The sequence below is a fragment of the Ottowia oryzae genome (assembly GCF_003008535.1).
Taxonomy (GTDB): Bacteria; Pseudomonadota; Gammaproteobacteria; order Burkholderiales; family Burkholderiaceae_C; genus Ottowia; species Ottowia oryzae.
In genome coordinates, this window is sequence record NZ_CP027666.1 from 975,002 (window position 1) to 987,920 (window position 12,919).

Annotated in this window: 11 protein-coding genes; 4 read left to right on the plus strand and 7 right to left on the minus strand. The window is 68.5% G+C overall.

Going from position 1 to position 12,919, the window contains the following annotated elements; translation table 11 throughout:
- The first annotated feature begins 18 nt into the window (after positions 1-18).
- Positions 19-2,601: a DNA topoisomerase (ATP-hydrolyzing) subunit B gene (gene gyrB, locus C6570_RS04510; protein WP_106702158.1), complete on the plus strand. Its 2,583-nt coding sequence runs from the start codon at positions 19-21 to the stop codon at positions 2,599-2,601.
- Positions 2,602-2,719: 118 nt separating this feature from the next.
- Here the strand turns inward: gyrB and C6570_RS04515 are convergent, their stop codons facing one another.
- Both C6570_RS04515 and C6570_RS04520 read right to left on the minus strand, forming a co-directional pair.
- Positions 2,720-3,124: a hypothetical protein gene (locus tag C6570_RS04515; RefSeq protein ID WP_245896296.1), complete on the minus strand. Its 405-nt coding sequence runs from the start codon at positions 3,122-3,124 to the stop codon at positions 2,720-2,722.
- Between the two features lie 117 nt (positions 3,125-3,241).
- Positions 3,242-4,024 carry a class I SAM-dependent methyltransferase gene (locus C6570_RS04520; protein ID WP_106702159.1) on the minus strand — a complete coding sequence of 261 codons (783 nt, stop codon included), beginning with the start codon at positions 4,022-4,024 and terminating at the stop codon, positions 3,242-3,244.
- A gap of 12 nt (positions 4,025-4,036) precedes the next feature.
- On the opposite strand from C6570_RS04520, the gene C6570_RS04525 reads away from it, so the two are divergent.
- Positions 4,037-4,933 (plus strand): LysR family transcriptional regulator, encoded by an 897-nt coding sequence (locus tag C6570_RS04525; protein ID WP_106702160.1) that lies wholly within the window; start codon positions 4,037-4,039, stop codon positions 4,931-4,933.
- 30 nt (positions 4,934-4,963) lie between these two features.
- Here C6570_RS04525 and C6570_RS04530 read toward each other — a convergent pair whose 3' ends face one another.
- From C6570_RS04530 to C6570_RS04550, 5 genes are all read right to left on the minus strand, one after another.
- The gene (locus C6570_RS04530) at positions 4,964-6,004 is read right to left on the minus strand and encodes a uracil-DNA glycosylase (protein WP_170100122.1); all 1,041 of its coding nucleotides are present in this window, start codon (positions 6,002-6,004) and stop codon (positions 4,964-4,966) included.
- A complete protein-coding gene (rimI, locus tag C6570_RS04535) occupies positions 6,001-6,519 on the minus strand; it encodes a ribosomal protein S18-alanine N-acetyltransferase (protein WP_106702161.1) in 519 nt (172 codons plus the stop codon). The genes C6570_RS04530 and rimI overlap by 4 nt, the downstream gene beginning before the upstream one ends.
- A 42-nt stretch (positions 6,520-6,561) precedes the next feature.
- Complete coding sequence (tsaB, locus tag C6570_RS04540) at positions 6,562-7,299, minus strand: tRNA (adenosine(37)-N6)-threonylcarbamoyltransferase complex dimerization subunit type 1 TsaB (RefSeq protein ID WP_106702162.1); 738 nt, start codon at positions 7,297-7,299, stop codon at positions 6,562-6,564.
- Between the two features lie 4 nt (positions 7,300-7,303).
- Entirely contained in the window at positions 7,304-8,293 is a 990-nt protein-coding gene (locus C6570_RS04545) for a DMT family transporter (RefSeq protein WP_106702163.1), read from the minus strand.
- Positions 8,294-8,476: 183 nt separating this feature from the next.
- On the minus strand, positions 8,477-9,121 hold the full coding sequence (locus C6570_RS04550) for a hypothetical protein (protein WP_106702164.1): 645 nt from the start codon (positions 9,119-9,121) through the stop codon (positions 8,477-8,479).
- 181 nt (positions 9,122-9,302) lie between these two features.
- Between C6570_RS04550 and dacB the strand changes: the two genes are divergently transcribed.
- The gene (gene dacB / locus C6570_RS04555; protein WP_164675490.1) at positions 9,303-10,826 is read left to right on the plus strand and encodes a D-alanyl-D-alanine carboxypeptidase/D-alanyl-D-alanine endopeptidase; all 1,524 of its coding nucleotides are present in this window, start codon (positions 9,303-9,305) and stop codon (positions 10,824-10,826) included.
- Positions 10,827-11,235: 409 nt separating this feature from the next.
- Positions 11,236-12,876 (plus strand): long-chain-fatty-acid--CoA ligase, encoded by a 1,641-nt coding sequence (locus C6570_RS04560; RefSeq protein ID WP_106702166.1) that lies wholly within the window; start codon positions 11,236-11,238, stop codon positions 12,874-12,876.
- The last annotated feature ends 43 nt before the right edge of the window (positions 12,877-12,919 follow it).

The following is a 12,919-nucleotide window of genomic DNA, read 5'->3' on the forward strand; positions in this document are numbered from 1 at the left end:
AATGTGCGAAAGATTGATATGACCGAACCTACCCAGCTTCCAGACCCCGAGCGCCAACCGCAGGCGCCAGGCGGTGCCGACGGGTACGGTGAGGGCGCCATCCAGATCCTGGAGGGCCTGGAGGCCGTGCGCAAGCGCCCTGGTATGTACATCGGCGACACCAGTGACGGCACCGGCCTGCACCACCTGGTGTTCGAGGTGGTCGACAACTCGATCGACGAGGCGCTGGCGGGGTATTGCGACGACATCGTCGTGACCATCCACAGCGACAACTCGCTGAGCGTGGTCGACAACGGCCGCGGCATTCCCACCGGCGTGAAGATGGACGACAAGCACGAGCCCAAGCGCTCGGCTGCCGAGATCGCCCTGACCGAGCTGCACGCGGGCGGCAAGTTCAACCAGAACAGCTACAAAGTTTCAGGCGGCCTGCACGGCGTGGGCGTGAGCTGCGTGAACGCGCTGTCCAGCACGCTGCGCCTGACGGTGCGCCGCGACGGCAAGAAGCACGAGCTGGAATTCAGTCGCGGCTTCGTGCAGGGCCGTATTCTGGAGGTGGTGGACGGCGTGGAAATCTCGCCGATGAAGATCACGGGCGACACGGATAAGCGCGGCACCGAGGTGCGCTTTCTGCCCGACACCGAGATCTTCAAAGAGAACAACGATTTCCACTACGAAATCCTCAGCAAGCGCCTGCGCGAGCTGAGCTTTCTGAACAACGGCGTGCGCATTCGCCTGGCGGACGAGCGCACCGGCAAGGAAGACGACTTCTCTGGCGCCGACGGCGTCAAGGGCTTCGTCGACTTCATCAACGGCGGCAAGCGCGTGCTGCACCCCAACGCGTTTTACGCCACCGGCTCGCGCCCGGCGGATTCCTACGGCGGCATTCCCGACACCGAGATCGGGGTCGAGGTGGCCATGCAGTGGAACGATGGCTACAACGAGCAGGTGCTCTGCTTCACCAACAACATCCCTCAGCGCGACGGCGGTACCCACCTGACCGGCCTGCGCGCGGCGATGACGCGGGTGATCAGCAAGTACATCGCCGACAACGATCTGGCCAAGAAAGCCAAGGTCGACGTGTCGGGCGACGACATGCGCGAAGGGCTGACCTGCGTGCTCAGCGTGAAGGTGCCCGAGCCCAAGTTCAGCAGCCAGACCAAGGACAAGCTGGTCAGCAGCGAAGTGCGCGCGCCGGTTGAAGACATCGTGGCCAAGGCGCTCACCGACTACCTGCAAGAGCGCCCGAACGACGCCAAGATCATCACCGGCAAGATTGTCGAAGCTGCCCGCGCCCGCGAAGCCGCCCGCCGTGCCCGCGAGATGACGCGCCGCAAAGGCGTGCTGGACGGCTTCGGCCTGCCCGGCAAGCTGGCCGACTGCCAGGAAAAAGACCCGTCGATGTGCGAGATCTACATCGTCGAGGGCGATTCCGCCGGCGGCTCGGCCAAGCAGGGGCGCGACCGCAAGTTCCAGGCCATCCTGCCGCTGCGCGGCAAGATCCTGAACGTGGAGCGCGCGCGCTACGAGAAGCTGCTGACCAGCAACGAAATCGTCACGCTGATCACCGCCCTCGGCACCGGCATCGGCAAGACCGCAGCCGATTCAGGCAAGAGCGCGGCGGACGATTTCAACATCGACAAGCTGCGCTACCACCGCGTCATCATCATGACCGACGCGGACGTCGACGGCGCGCACATCCGCACCCTGCTGCTCACCTTCTTCTACCGCCAGATGGCCGAGCTGGTCGAGCGCGGGCACATCTACATCGCCCAGCCGCCGCTGTACAAGGTCAAGGCCGGCAAGGAAGAGCTGTACCTGAAAGACGATGCCGCGCTGGAAGGCTTCCTGATGCGCATTGCGCTGAAAGACGCCGTGGTGCACACGGGCGGTGACCACCCGCAGGCGCTTTCCGGCGACACCCTGGCCGAGCTGGCCCGCAAGTACCAGCTGACCGAATCCGTCATCGGCCGCTTGTCTGCTTTTATGGACGTGGAAGCCCTGCGTGCCATCACCGGCGGCGTGGCGCTCAATCTGGACAACGCCGCGAACGCCGAAGTCAGCGCCGTTGCGCTGCAGCAGCTGCTGGCAGCGCTGCACACCAACGGCAGCGTGCCGGAAGTGGCCAGCGAATTCGACGCCCGCACCGACAAGCCTATCCTGCGCATCAGCCGCGCGCACCACGGCAACATCAAGAGCAGCGTGATCACGCAAGACTTCGTGCTGGGCGTTGACTACGCCGCCTTGGCCGAGGCCGCGCAGACCTTCAAAGGCCTGCTGGGCGCCGGCGCCCGCGTGACCCGTGGCGAAGGCGAGCGCCAGCGCGAGCAGGACGTGAGCAGCTTCCGCGAAGCGATGCAGTGGCTGCTGGGCGAGGCCGAGCGCACCACCAGCCGCCAGCGCTACAAAGGCCTGGGCGAGATGAACCCCGAGCAGCTGTGGGAAACCACCATGGATCCCGAAGTGCGCCGCCTGCTGCGCGTGCAGATCGACGATGCCATCGAAGCCGACCGCGTGTTCACCACGCTGATGGGTGACGAGGTGGAGCCCCGCCGCGATTTCATCGAGACGAACGCGCTGCGCGCCTCGAACATCGACGCCTGAGTTGGCCCGGGCTCCTAGCGGGGCCACGGAAGCGGGCTAGCGAAGCACTTCTTCGGCACGAAGCGCCGCCAGCGAACACGCGAAGGCTGCGTCCACGGTGGCCGAGCGCGCAGCCCAATCAGCAGCGGCCGGCGGCGCGCAACAAGGCATTGCAGGGTGTGCCAGGGGCGCGATTGCCCGCGCCGGGCGTGGCCGTCGGCGATGTGTTGCGTCGGTTGCCTGCGCCGCCGACCATCGCGGTGCAGATCGCATCAGAGTGCGGGGTCTGGCCAAAACTCATCGACTGCTGGAAGCCGGTGGCACCGTAGAGGTAGCAGCGGTAGACGGCGCCGTCACGCGTGCTGGCGGTGTAGTTGATGCGGCCGCCGGTTTCCTCGCTGCGGTCCGATATCGTGAACTGCCCGACAGGCCTGCCCAATGCCTGCGCTGTGCGCTGCTCCAGGCCGTTCTGGTCTAGTGTGGAGGCGCATCCACTCAAGAGCGAAAGCAGGGTGGCGGCAAAAATGGGGGCGGCGGATCGCATGGCTGGTTTCATGGGTGGTGGTGAGGTGAGGTGAGGGCAAAACGATGGGGGTGGCCGCGCAGCGGCGCCCAGGGCCACGCCGCGCCATCAGGGCGCGCGCGTTGTCAGACGAATCAGTCAGTCGGCCTTGCGAGCCACCAGAAACGCCCGGATGTCCTTGCGTTGCGTGCCGTGGCGCTCTGAGATCACCACGGCCAATCCCTGCTTGGCCATGGCGGCTTGAAGCTGGTGCTCGTGCAGGCATTTGAGGGCGGGCGCCTGGCCCACCAGGCGCATCAAAGGCACGGCCACGTGGCCGATCAACGGGTTCATCTCGGCAATGCACGGCGTCTTGGAGATGAGCAAGCCGCCAGGGCGCAGCGCCTGCGCCGCCACCCTGAGCACCAGCTCAAGGTCGCTGGCCAGGTGCAGCAGATTGAAAGCCAGCACGGCGTCGTACAGGCCTTGCCCAAAGCCGTGCGTTTCGGCGTCTGCCACGGCGAAACTCAAGGCTGGCGTGGGCTGCTGCGCGTGCCGGGCGTGGGCTATGGCGATCATTTGCGATGAGACGTCGGTTGCCACGTAGCGGCGCGTGAGCGGCGCCAGCTGCAGTGCCGTGATGCCGGTGCCGCAACCCAGCTCCAGCACGTGGTGTTCCGGGCGCAGCATCGCCTGCACGCGCTGCAACGTGTGCCGGTAGCCGGCCATGTCGGCGATGGGGTCGGTCGCGTACTTCGGCGCAATGCGGTCCCAGAAAGCGGCTTTGGCGGCGCTGGGGCCGCAACGGGCGCCGCGGTGTCCGCGTGCGGCGCGAGAGCAGGAGGTGGCATGGACGTAGGGCGAGTGAGGTGCGTTGATCGACACGGGCGATGCTATCCATGCATGGATGCGCGGAAAACTGCGGTAAATTGCAGTGAACATATACGTATTCGTATGGATAACCTCGACTGGAACCAGCTGAAGGCGTTTCTTGAGACGGCCGAGACCGGCTCTCTGTCGGCTGCAGCGCGCAAGCTGGGGCTGACGCAGCCCACGCTGAGCCGCCAGGTGGCCGCCATAGAGCAGCACATGGGCGTGACCTTGTTCGAGCGCGTTGGCAAGACCATGGCGCTCACTTCCACCGGTCTGGATCTGCTGGAACACGCGCGCGCCATGGGGGCCGCCGCTGCGGCCTTGCGGATGGCGGCCAGCGGGCGGTCGCAGGCGGTGGGCGGCGTGGTGTCGGTATCGGCCAGCGACGCGGTGGCGGCTTACCTGCTGCCGCGGTTGCTGCGGCGCTTGCGCGCGCAGCAACCGGGCATCGCGGTGGAGGTGATCTCATCCAACGCCATGAGCGACCTGCTGCGGCGCGAGGCCGACATCGCCATCCGCCACGTCAAGCCCGAGCAGCCCGATCTGATCGCGCGGCTGGTTCGCGAGGCGCAGGCGCACTTCTATGCCTCGCAAAGCTGGGTGCAGGCGCATGGGCATCCGCGCGATGCGCAAGCCGCGGCGCACGTCGCGTTCGTGGGCTCGGATCGGTCTGGCCAGTACCTGCATTACCTCGCCCAACACGGGCTGCACCTGAGCGAAGACAACTTCAGCTGCTACGCCAACCACACCGTCGCGCACTGGGCCCTGGTCTGCCAGGGGCTGGGCATTGGCGCCATGATGGACGAGATCGCCCAAGGCACCCCGGGCATCGTGCGCGTGCTGGACGATCTGCCGCCCGTGCGCTTTCCGATCTGGCTGGTCACCCACCGAGAGCTGCGCACCTCACGGCCTATCCGCACCGTGTTCGAGGCGCTGGCGCAAGGCCTGGCCCAGGCGCCGGGCGACGGCGAAGACTGAGCGCGTCAGCCGCGCAGCTGCCGGCCTTGACTAAGGCGCGCCAGCCGGGCCGCGCCCTTCGGCCACATCCATCGCCAAACACAAATCCTGCCAGGCCTTGGCCTTTTCATTCAGCGCGCGCAGCAGGTAGGCGGGGTGGTAGGTGACGATGACGGGCACGCCCTGGTAGTGGTGCACGCGCCCGCGCAGGCGGCCGATGGGTTCGGTGGTTTGCAGCAGCGACTGCACGGCAAAGCGGCCCATGGCCAGGATGATGCGCGGCTGCACCAGCGCGACCTGGCGGCGCAGGTACGGCTCGCACTGCGCGATTTCGCCCGGCAGCGGGTTGCGGTTGGCGGGCGGGCGGCACTTGAGCACGTTGGCGATGTACACGTCGCTTTTAAGGTGTTTTGGGCCGCTGGCGCCCGCTGCGCCTGCGCCAGCAGCTTCTGAATCTGTAGCAGATGGCGCATCGCGCGTCAGGCTCAGGGCGGCCAGCATTTGGTCCAGCAGCTTGCCGGCCTGGCCGACGAAGGGCTCGCCGCGCCGGTCTTCCTGCTCGCCGGGTGCTTCGCCCACCACCATCCAGCCCGCCGTGGGCGCGCCCACGCCGAACACGGTTTGGGTGCGAGTGGCGCACAGCGCGCAGGCGCGGCAGCTGGCCACGGTGGCTTGCAGCGTGGGCCAGTCCATCTGGTCAACGCCTTCGGGGCGCGGCGTCAGCGCGATGGCGGTGGCCGGCGCTGGCGCGCCGCTGCGCGAGGTGGTGCGTGAGGCCGGTGCGGGTGGGCGAGCGCTGGGCGCCGGCGCTGACGTTGGCGCTGGGGAAGTGGCCCGCTCTTCCGTTGGTGCGGTGACCGCTGCTGCGGCCACAGATGTTGGCGCCGCAGGCGCGCCAGCCGATTCGCCAATGCGTGCAGTGTGGTTTGCAGGGTATTTTGGGGCGCGAGCGCCGGCCGTGACTACGCCGGCAGCTTCGGATTCGATAGCATTCGGCGCAGCGGCGGGCGCAGCCACGCCAGGCCGTGCCCACAGCTTGATGCCCATCTCGGCCAGCATGGCGCGCTGGCGTGCGTCCAGGTGCAGGCTCATGGCGTGGCCAGCCGCAGGCTCATGACCACGGCGTCTTCGCGCTCGCCGTGCGCGGCGGGGTAATAGCGTTTGCGCATGCCCACGCGCACGTAGCCGTGGCGCAGGTACAGGTGTTGCGCGCGCACGTTGCTCAGCCGCACCTCCAGCCACACCCAGTCGGCGTGCTGCCCGCGCGCCCACAGCGCCAGCGCGTCCAGCAGCAGGCGCGCCCAGCCCTGGCGCTGGTGTTCGGGCGCGATGGTGATGTTCAGCAAATGCACTTCCTGGTAGCCGGGCATGGCGACGAAGTAGCCCAGCAGCGTGTCGCCCGCCCACAGGCATTGCGCCAGGTGGCCGGCGGCGATGGTGTCGACGAAGTTGCCGCGCGTCCAGGGGTGGCTGTAGCAGCGCTGCTCGATGGCCAGCACGGCGTCGACCGTGTCGGGCGCCATCGGCTCAAGGCGCGCCTCGGCCGCGTCGTTGGCGGCAGGCAGCTGCGCGGTGGGCGGCGTGGGGGGCGAGGGCAGGGCGCTCATGGCGGGGGCGTGGCGGCTTCGGGGCGTGCGGCGGTTTGCGGCTTACTTCAGGCCGCCGTTGGCCAGCCGTTCGGCGGTGGTTTGCGCCACTTTATCGCGGATGTACAGGGGCAGGGCCTGCGCGGCGTCTACCGCGCCGCCAGCGGCCAGCAGCGGCGGCGCAAGGTCGAGCAGCGCGGTGGCGGTGGGCCAGGCTTCCACGCGCGCCAGCCCGGCCAGGGCCGCGGGCAGGCGCTGGCCGTAGGTCGCGAAGGCGTTGCCGGCCAACACCCAGGGGGCGGCGTCGGCCGGGCTGTCGGGCGGGCTGAGGGCTTCGGGTGCGCTGACCCGCATGTCGCCTTGCGCCAGCCAGTGGTCGCCCTGCCAGGCGTAGGGCGCGCTGTAGACCTCGTTCATGCGCGCGTCCAGCAGCGCCAGCACGCGCGTGGCGCCGCTGCGGGTGCGAGCTTCTTGCGCGACGGCCAGCAGGGTGTCAACCGGCAGCACTGGCACGCCAGCGCCGTAGGCAAAGCCTTGCGCAACCGAGCACGCCGTGCGCAGTCCGGTGAACGAGCCGGGCCCGCGCCCGAAGACGATGGCGTCCACGCTGCGCAGCGTCAAACCGGCCTGGGCCAGCAGTTGCCGCACGGCGGGGATCAGCGCGGCAGATGCTTGCGCGCCGCCTTCGCCTTCGTGCACGAAGCGCTGCTCGCCATGCTGCACGGCGATGCTCAGGCGGTCGGTGCTGGTGTCGAAAGCCAGCAGGCGAGTCGGGTGGGCGGAAGGTGAAGAATTAGGCATGAAATCAGCCTCTGGCGCTGGTTGCGACTGCGCTGGCAGCTTCTATTTTGATAGTGCTTGGCGCCTGAGCGGCGCGCACACCCAGCAGTATGCCGGCCGTGACCAGGGCCAGCCCGGCCAGCAGGTTCCAGCCCAGCGGCTCGCCCAGCAGCAGCACCGCGCCCAGCGCCGACAGGCCGGGCACCAGCGCGGTGATCATGGTGGACCGCACCGGGCCAAACGCGCGCACCATCTGCACAAAGGCGATGCCCGATATCACCACCGAGCCCACGCCCTGAAACAGCGTCTGAAAAACGATCTCGCGCCACGGCGCCTCGCCCAGCCGGGTGGGCAGCACGCCCGCCTGCACCAGCAGCGCGAATACCGGCACGTAGGTCAGGCACGCGAAGGCGGTGACGGCGATGGTGGCCAGCACCGGGTTCAGCTGGTGCCGGCGCGCCAGCACGCTGTACACCGACCAGCAGAGCGCAGCGGCCATGAAGATCAAATCGCCCTTCCACACCTCGCCGCCGTTCAGCGACGCCAGCAGGCTGCTGCCGCCCACCAGCAGTCCGCCCGCCACGATGCAGGCCAGGCCCAGCGCCCGCGCGGCGGTGATGCGGTCGTGCAGCAGCGCGGCGGCCAGCAGCGCCGTCCACAGCGGCAGGCTGCCCGGCATCAGCACCGAGGCGTGCGCTGCGGGCGCGTAGAAAAAACCGGCGTAACAAAGCACCGCGTACAGCGGCCCGCCCACCAGGCCGCACACCACCGTCACGCGCAGCGGCAGGGGCGACAGCCCGCCCAGCGATGTTTCAAGTGAGCCGCGCCGCCCGCGCGTCAGCCACAGGCCCCAGGGCAGCAGTACGGCGCTGGCGCCCAGGATGCGCAGCAGGGCGATGTCCAGCGGCAGCAGCGTGCGCCCGGCCGAGGCGCGGCCGATGATGATGAAGCCCGTCCAGATGGCGACCGTGACCACGGCGGCCACGGCGCCCAGCTGGCGAGGTGTCAAACGCATTGGCCGAATTATCGGGGCTGGCGCGCCGCCGGCATACCGGGCGCGCCTGGCGCGGCCTTACCCGCGGCGTGCGCACTGCGTTGAGGGCGCGCGCATTGGGGTGAGCGCCGTCACATCGGCCGTGCGCGGCCACCACCCATGCGCCGCACTCCACCCGAGGGCGATGGCCGTGGTCTGCCCCATTCACCCCAGCTTGCGACGCACGCCCAGGCTCACCACCATCAAACCAGCCAGCAGGGCCATTGCAGGCCAGCCCAGCGCCGGCACGGCCGCTGCGGGGGTGATGTCCCGCTGCGTCCACGTGCCGATCACACTGGAGCCGGGCGATGCATACCCCATCGTCGGGCTGTTGGCCAAGCCCGTGCACTGACCGCCGGTAACAGCGTTGCAGATCATGTTGTCCTGTGCAGAGGTGGTGGCGGAGCCCGCCAGCATGATGTGAACGGTCTGCCCCACGGTGTGTGTGGGCCCGGGGGACATCAGGTAGAACTGCGCGGAGGTGAGGGTGCCCGTGGCGTCGGTGCTGACATACATGTCGCTCAGCGCACCGAAGACCCGCGCCGAATTGGCATCGGTGAAGTTGCGCACGCCATCGTTGAACGACCAGGTGACCGGGTAGGCGGTGCCGGGCCCCACGGGCACATTGCTCAGGTTGGCGGGCAGCGGGGTGGCAGAGGTAAAGCTGCCGCTTAGCTGCATCGCCGTGGTGAAGTCGCCGCTGGCGCTGGTGTAGTTCGGGGATGTGTAGGTGTACACGGTCTGGGCCCCAGCACTCGCTGCGGCCAGGCAGCCGGCCAATAGCGTGAGCAGGGCGATGTGGCGCTTCATGTGAACTCTCCTCCGGGCTCTGAAAAGCGCCATTGTGATGCGTTTGTGCTACCAAATGCAATATGGATCCCTAAAGGATTTAAATGGATCGCATTGGCTTGCCTTGGCACGCAGTGGCGCCCCCACCCGCCGGTGCGCTGCGGTAGCCGGCCGTGGCCCGCTGCGGTCTACACTTGAACTCATGATCCTGAGACTGAAGTGGGCGGCGCTGTGCACGGCTGCAGCCGCGGCCGCCCCGGCGTGGGTGGCGGCGCAAGGGGTGGCGGCCGGCGCCCTGCCGCCCGACATCGCCCAGGTGCTGGCCCGCGCCGATGTGCCCGCCAGCGCCGTGGCCATGGTGGTGGCGCCGCTGCCACCGCCGCCCGGCACCGTCAGCCGCGTCCCGGAGCCGGTCAACCCTTCGGGTGAACGCAACCCGGCGCCCGCGCCCCAGCCGCTGCCGGCCCCGCGCCTGGCCTGGCAGCCGGACGTGCCGATGAACCCCGCGTCGGTGATGAAGCTGGTCACCACCTACGCCGGGCTGGACATGCTGGGCCCCAGCTATTTCTGGAAAACGCGCGTCTTCACCCAGGGCTACGTGCAAAACGGCGTGCTGAACGGCAACCTGGTCATCCAGGGCAGCGGCGACCCCAAGCTGGTGGTCGAGCGCCTGCAGGACCTGATTCGCGCCATCCAGGACAAGGGCGTGCGCCAGATCAAGGGCGACATCCTGCTGGACAACAGCATTTTTCGCCTGCCGGCGCACAACGCCGCCGCTTTTGACGACGACCCGCTGCGCCCCTACAACGTGGGGCCGGACGGCCTGCTGCTCAACTTCAAGGCGGTGGTGCTCAAGTTCTTCCCCGACGCGGGCGGGCGCCGCGTGCGCGTGGAAAGCGAGCCGCCCATCGCGGGGCTGAACATTCCGCCCGAGATCGCGGGCACCGCCGGCGCCTGCGGCAACTGGAAGTCGCGCGTGGCGGCCGATTTCACCCACCCCAACCAGTTCACCTTCGCGGGCCGCTACCCGGTCAGCTGCGGTGAACAGACCTGGAGCGTGGCCTACGTTGACCCCGCCAGCTACGCCCCCCGCGTGATCGACGCCATGTGGCGCAACGCGGGCGGCACGCTGACGGGCCAGGTCAAGATGACCGAGCGGCCTGCCAGCGGCCAGCCGCTCATCACCGGCTTTTCGCTGCCGCTGACGGAAATCATTGCCGACATCAACAAATACTCGAACAACGTGATGGCGCAGCAGCTGTTCCTGACGCTGTCTGCTGCGGGCGACCGCCACGGCAGCTTTGCCGAATCGCGCAACACCCTGGCGCGCTGGTGGCGCCAGCGTTTTGGCCTGCGCACCACGCCGGTGGTGGAAAACGGCTCGGGCCTGTCGCGCAACGAACGCGTGACCGCCGCCTCGCTCACCGCGCTGCTTCAGCAGGCGGGCACCGGGCCCGCTGCGGCGGCGTACGAGCAATCGCTGTCAATCGCGGGCATCGACGGCACTGCCCGCCGCATGCGCGCACGCAACCCCAACTCCGACGCCATCGGCAACGCCACACTCAAGACCGGCACCCTGCGCGACGTGACGGCCATCGCCGGGTACGCCTACGGCCGCTCGGGCGCGAAATACGCGGTGGTCGGCATCATCAACCACCCCAACGCCGCCGCTGCGCGCCCCGCATTGGACAAGCTGGTGGAATGGGCGGTGAGGGACGCGCCCTGAGCGCCGGTGAACCGGGCCGCCGGCCTGCCCACTCGCCGGCAGTCAGACAGTCAGGCAGCCTGCCACCGCACGGGTCATGGCCAGGTGACGCAGCTGATCGCGCCGCGCCCGCTTGACGGTGGCGTTGCAGCGGCCCGGTGCCCGCCGCCCAACCGGTTGAACCAAACCGGCGCTGCCCCATCCCACTGTGGGTGCGCGCCCCGGTGGCGCTGCGCTGCCAAGCGGCAAGATATTCAAAAAAGATAGCGGCCAGCGCAGGTTGGGCTTGCGCTGGAGCCCGATTTCATTTCAATCGCCGCGGCGTCTCAGGCGAGACGGCGCGGCGCGCTCGGGCTGAATATCATCCCCCGCGGGCGAGCAGCGCCCCTGTGCGCCGCCGCACCCATCACACCCATAAAAGGAGACCTGCATGCAACCCCCCAGCCTGATGATGTACCAGCCGATGACGATTTCCGGCGTGCTGCACCACGGCATGACCCAGTACGGCGACCAGGAAATCGTCTCGCGTGAAACGCACGGCCCGCTGCACCGCTACACCTACCGCGACATGGGCGCGCGCGCCGCGCAACTGGCGCACGCGCTGCGCGGCCTGGGGCTGCAGCCGGGGGCGGTGGTGGGCTCCATCGCCTGGAACAACCACCGGCACATGGAGGCGTACTACGCCGTCTCGGGTGGCGGCATGGTCATGCACACCTGCAACCCGCGCCTGCACCCTGAGCAGCTGGCCTACATCGTCAACCACGCCGAGGACGAGGTGGTGCTGTTCGACGCCACCTTCGCGCCGCTCATCAAGGCCATCGCCCCGCATTGCCCCCGCGTGAAAGCCTGGGTGTGCCTGAGCGACGCCGAGCACACGCCCGCCATCGAAGGCGGCCCCGAGGTGCTGCGCTACGAAGCATTGATCGCACCCCAGCCCACCACGTTCGACTGGCCCGCGGTGGACGAAACCGCGGGCGCCGCGCTGTGCTACACGTCCGGCACCACCGGCAACCCCAAGGGCGTGCTGTATTCGCACCGCGCCATCGTGCTGAATGCGCTCACCTCGTGCACCGGCGGGGTGCTGAACCTGTCCCCGCAGGAAGTGGCGCTGCCCGTGGTGCCCATGTTCCACATCAATGCGTGGTGCATTCCGTATTCGGCCCTGGTGGCCGGCGCCAAGCTGGTGTTGCCGGGCCCCAAGCTGGACGGCGCCAGCCTGTACGAGCTGCTGGAGGCTGAGCAGGTCACCATGACCGCGGGCGTGCCCACCATCTGGATGGGGCTGATCCAGCACGTCGAGCAGAACGGCCTGCGCTTTAACCACCTCAAGCGCACGCTGGTGGGCGGCACCGCCATGCCGCAGGCGCTGATCGCCAAGTTTGTCGACCAATACGGTGTGGAAGTGCGCCACGGCTGGGGCATGACGGAGACCACCGCTGTCGCCACGCTGAGCGTGCTCAGCCGCCAGGACATGGCCCGCCCGGTCGCTGAGCGCCACGCCATCATTGCGCGCCAGGGCAAGCCGGTGCCGGGTATCGAGATCAAGGTGGTGGACGAAAACGGCCACACGCTGCCGCGCGACGACAAATCGCAGGGCGAGCTGATGGTGCGCGGCCACTGGATCATGGAGCGCTATTACAAAGCAGACCGCACCGCGCTGGCGGACGGCTGGTTTCCCACCGGCGACATCGCCACCATCAGCGCCGACGGCGTGCTGACCATCCGCGACCGCACCAAGGACGTGATCAAGAGCGGCGGCGAATGGATCAGCTCCATCGACCTGGAAAACGCCGCCGTGGGCCACCCCGCCGTGGCCATGGCCGCGGTGATCGGCATCCCCGACCCGAAGTGGGACGAGCGGCCGCTGCTCTTCGTGGTGCGCAAACCTGGCCAAACCTTGGAAAAGCAGGAAATCCTGGACTTCCTGACCGGCCGCGTGGCCAAGTGGTGGGTGCCGGACGACGTGGTCTTTGTCGATGCGCTGCCCGTGGGCGGCACCGGCAAGGTGCAGAAGAACGAGCTGCGCAAAGAGTACGGCAACGGCGTACCCAACGGCGCCCGCACCGATTGAGTTCGTCGGCGCCGGGCTGGTTTGCCGCCCAGTGCTGCCGGTC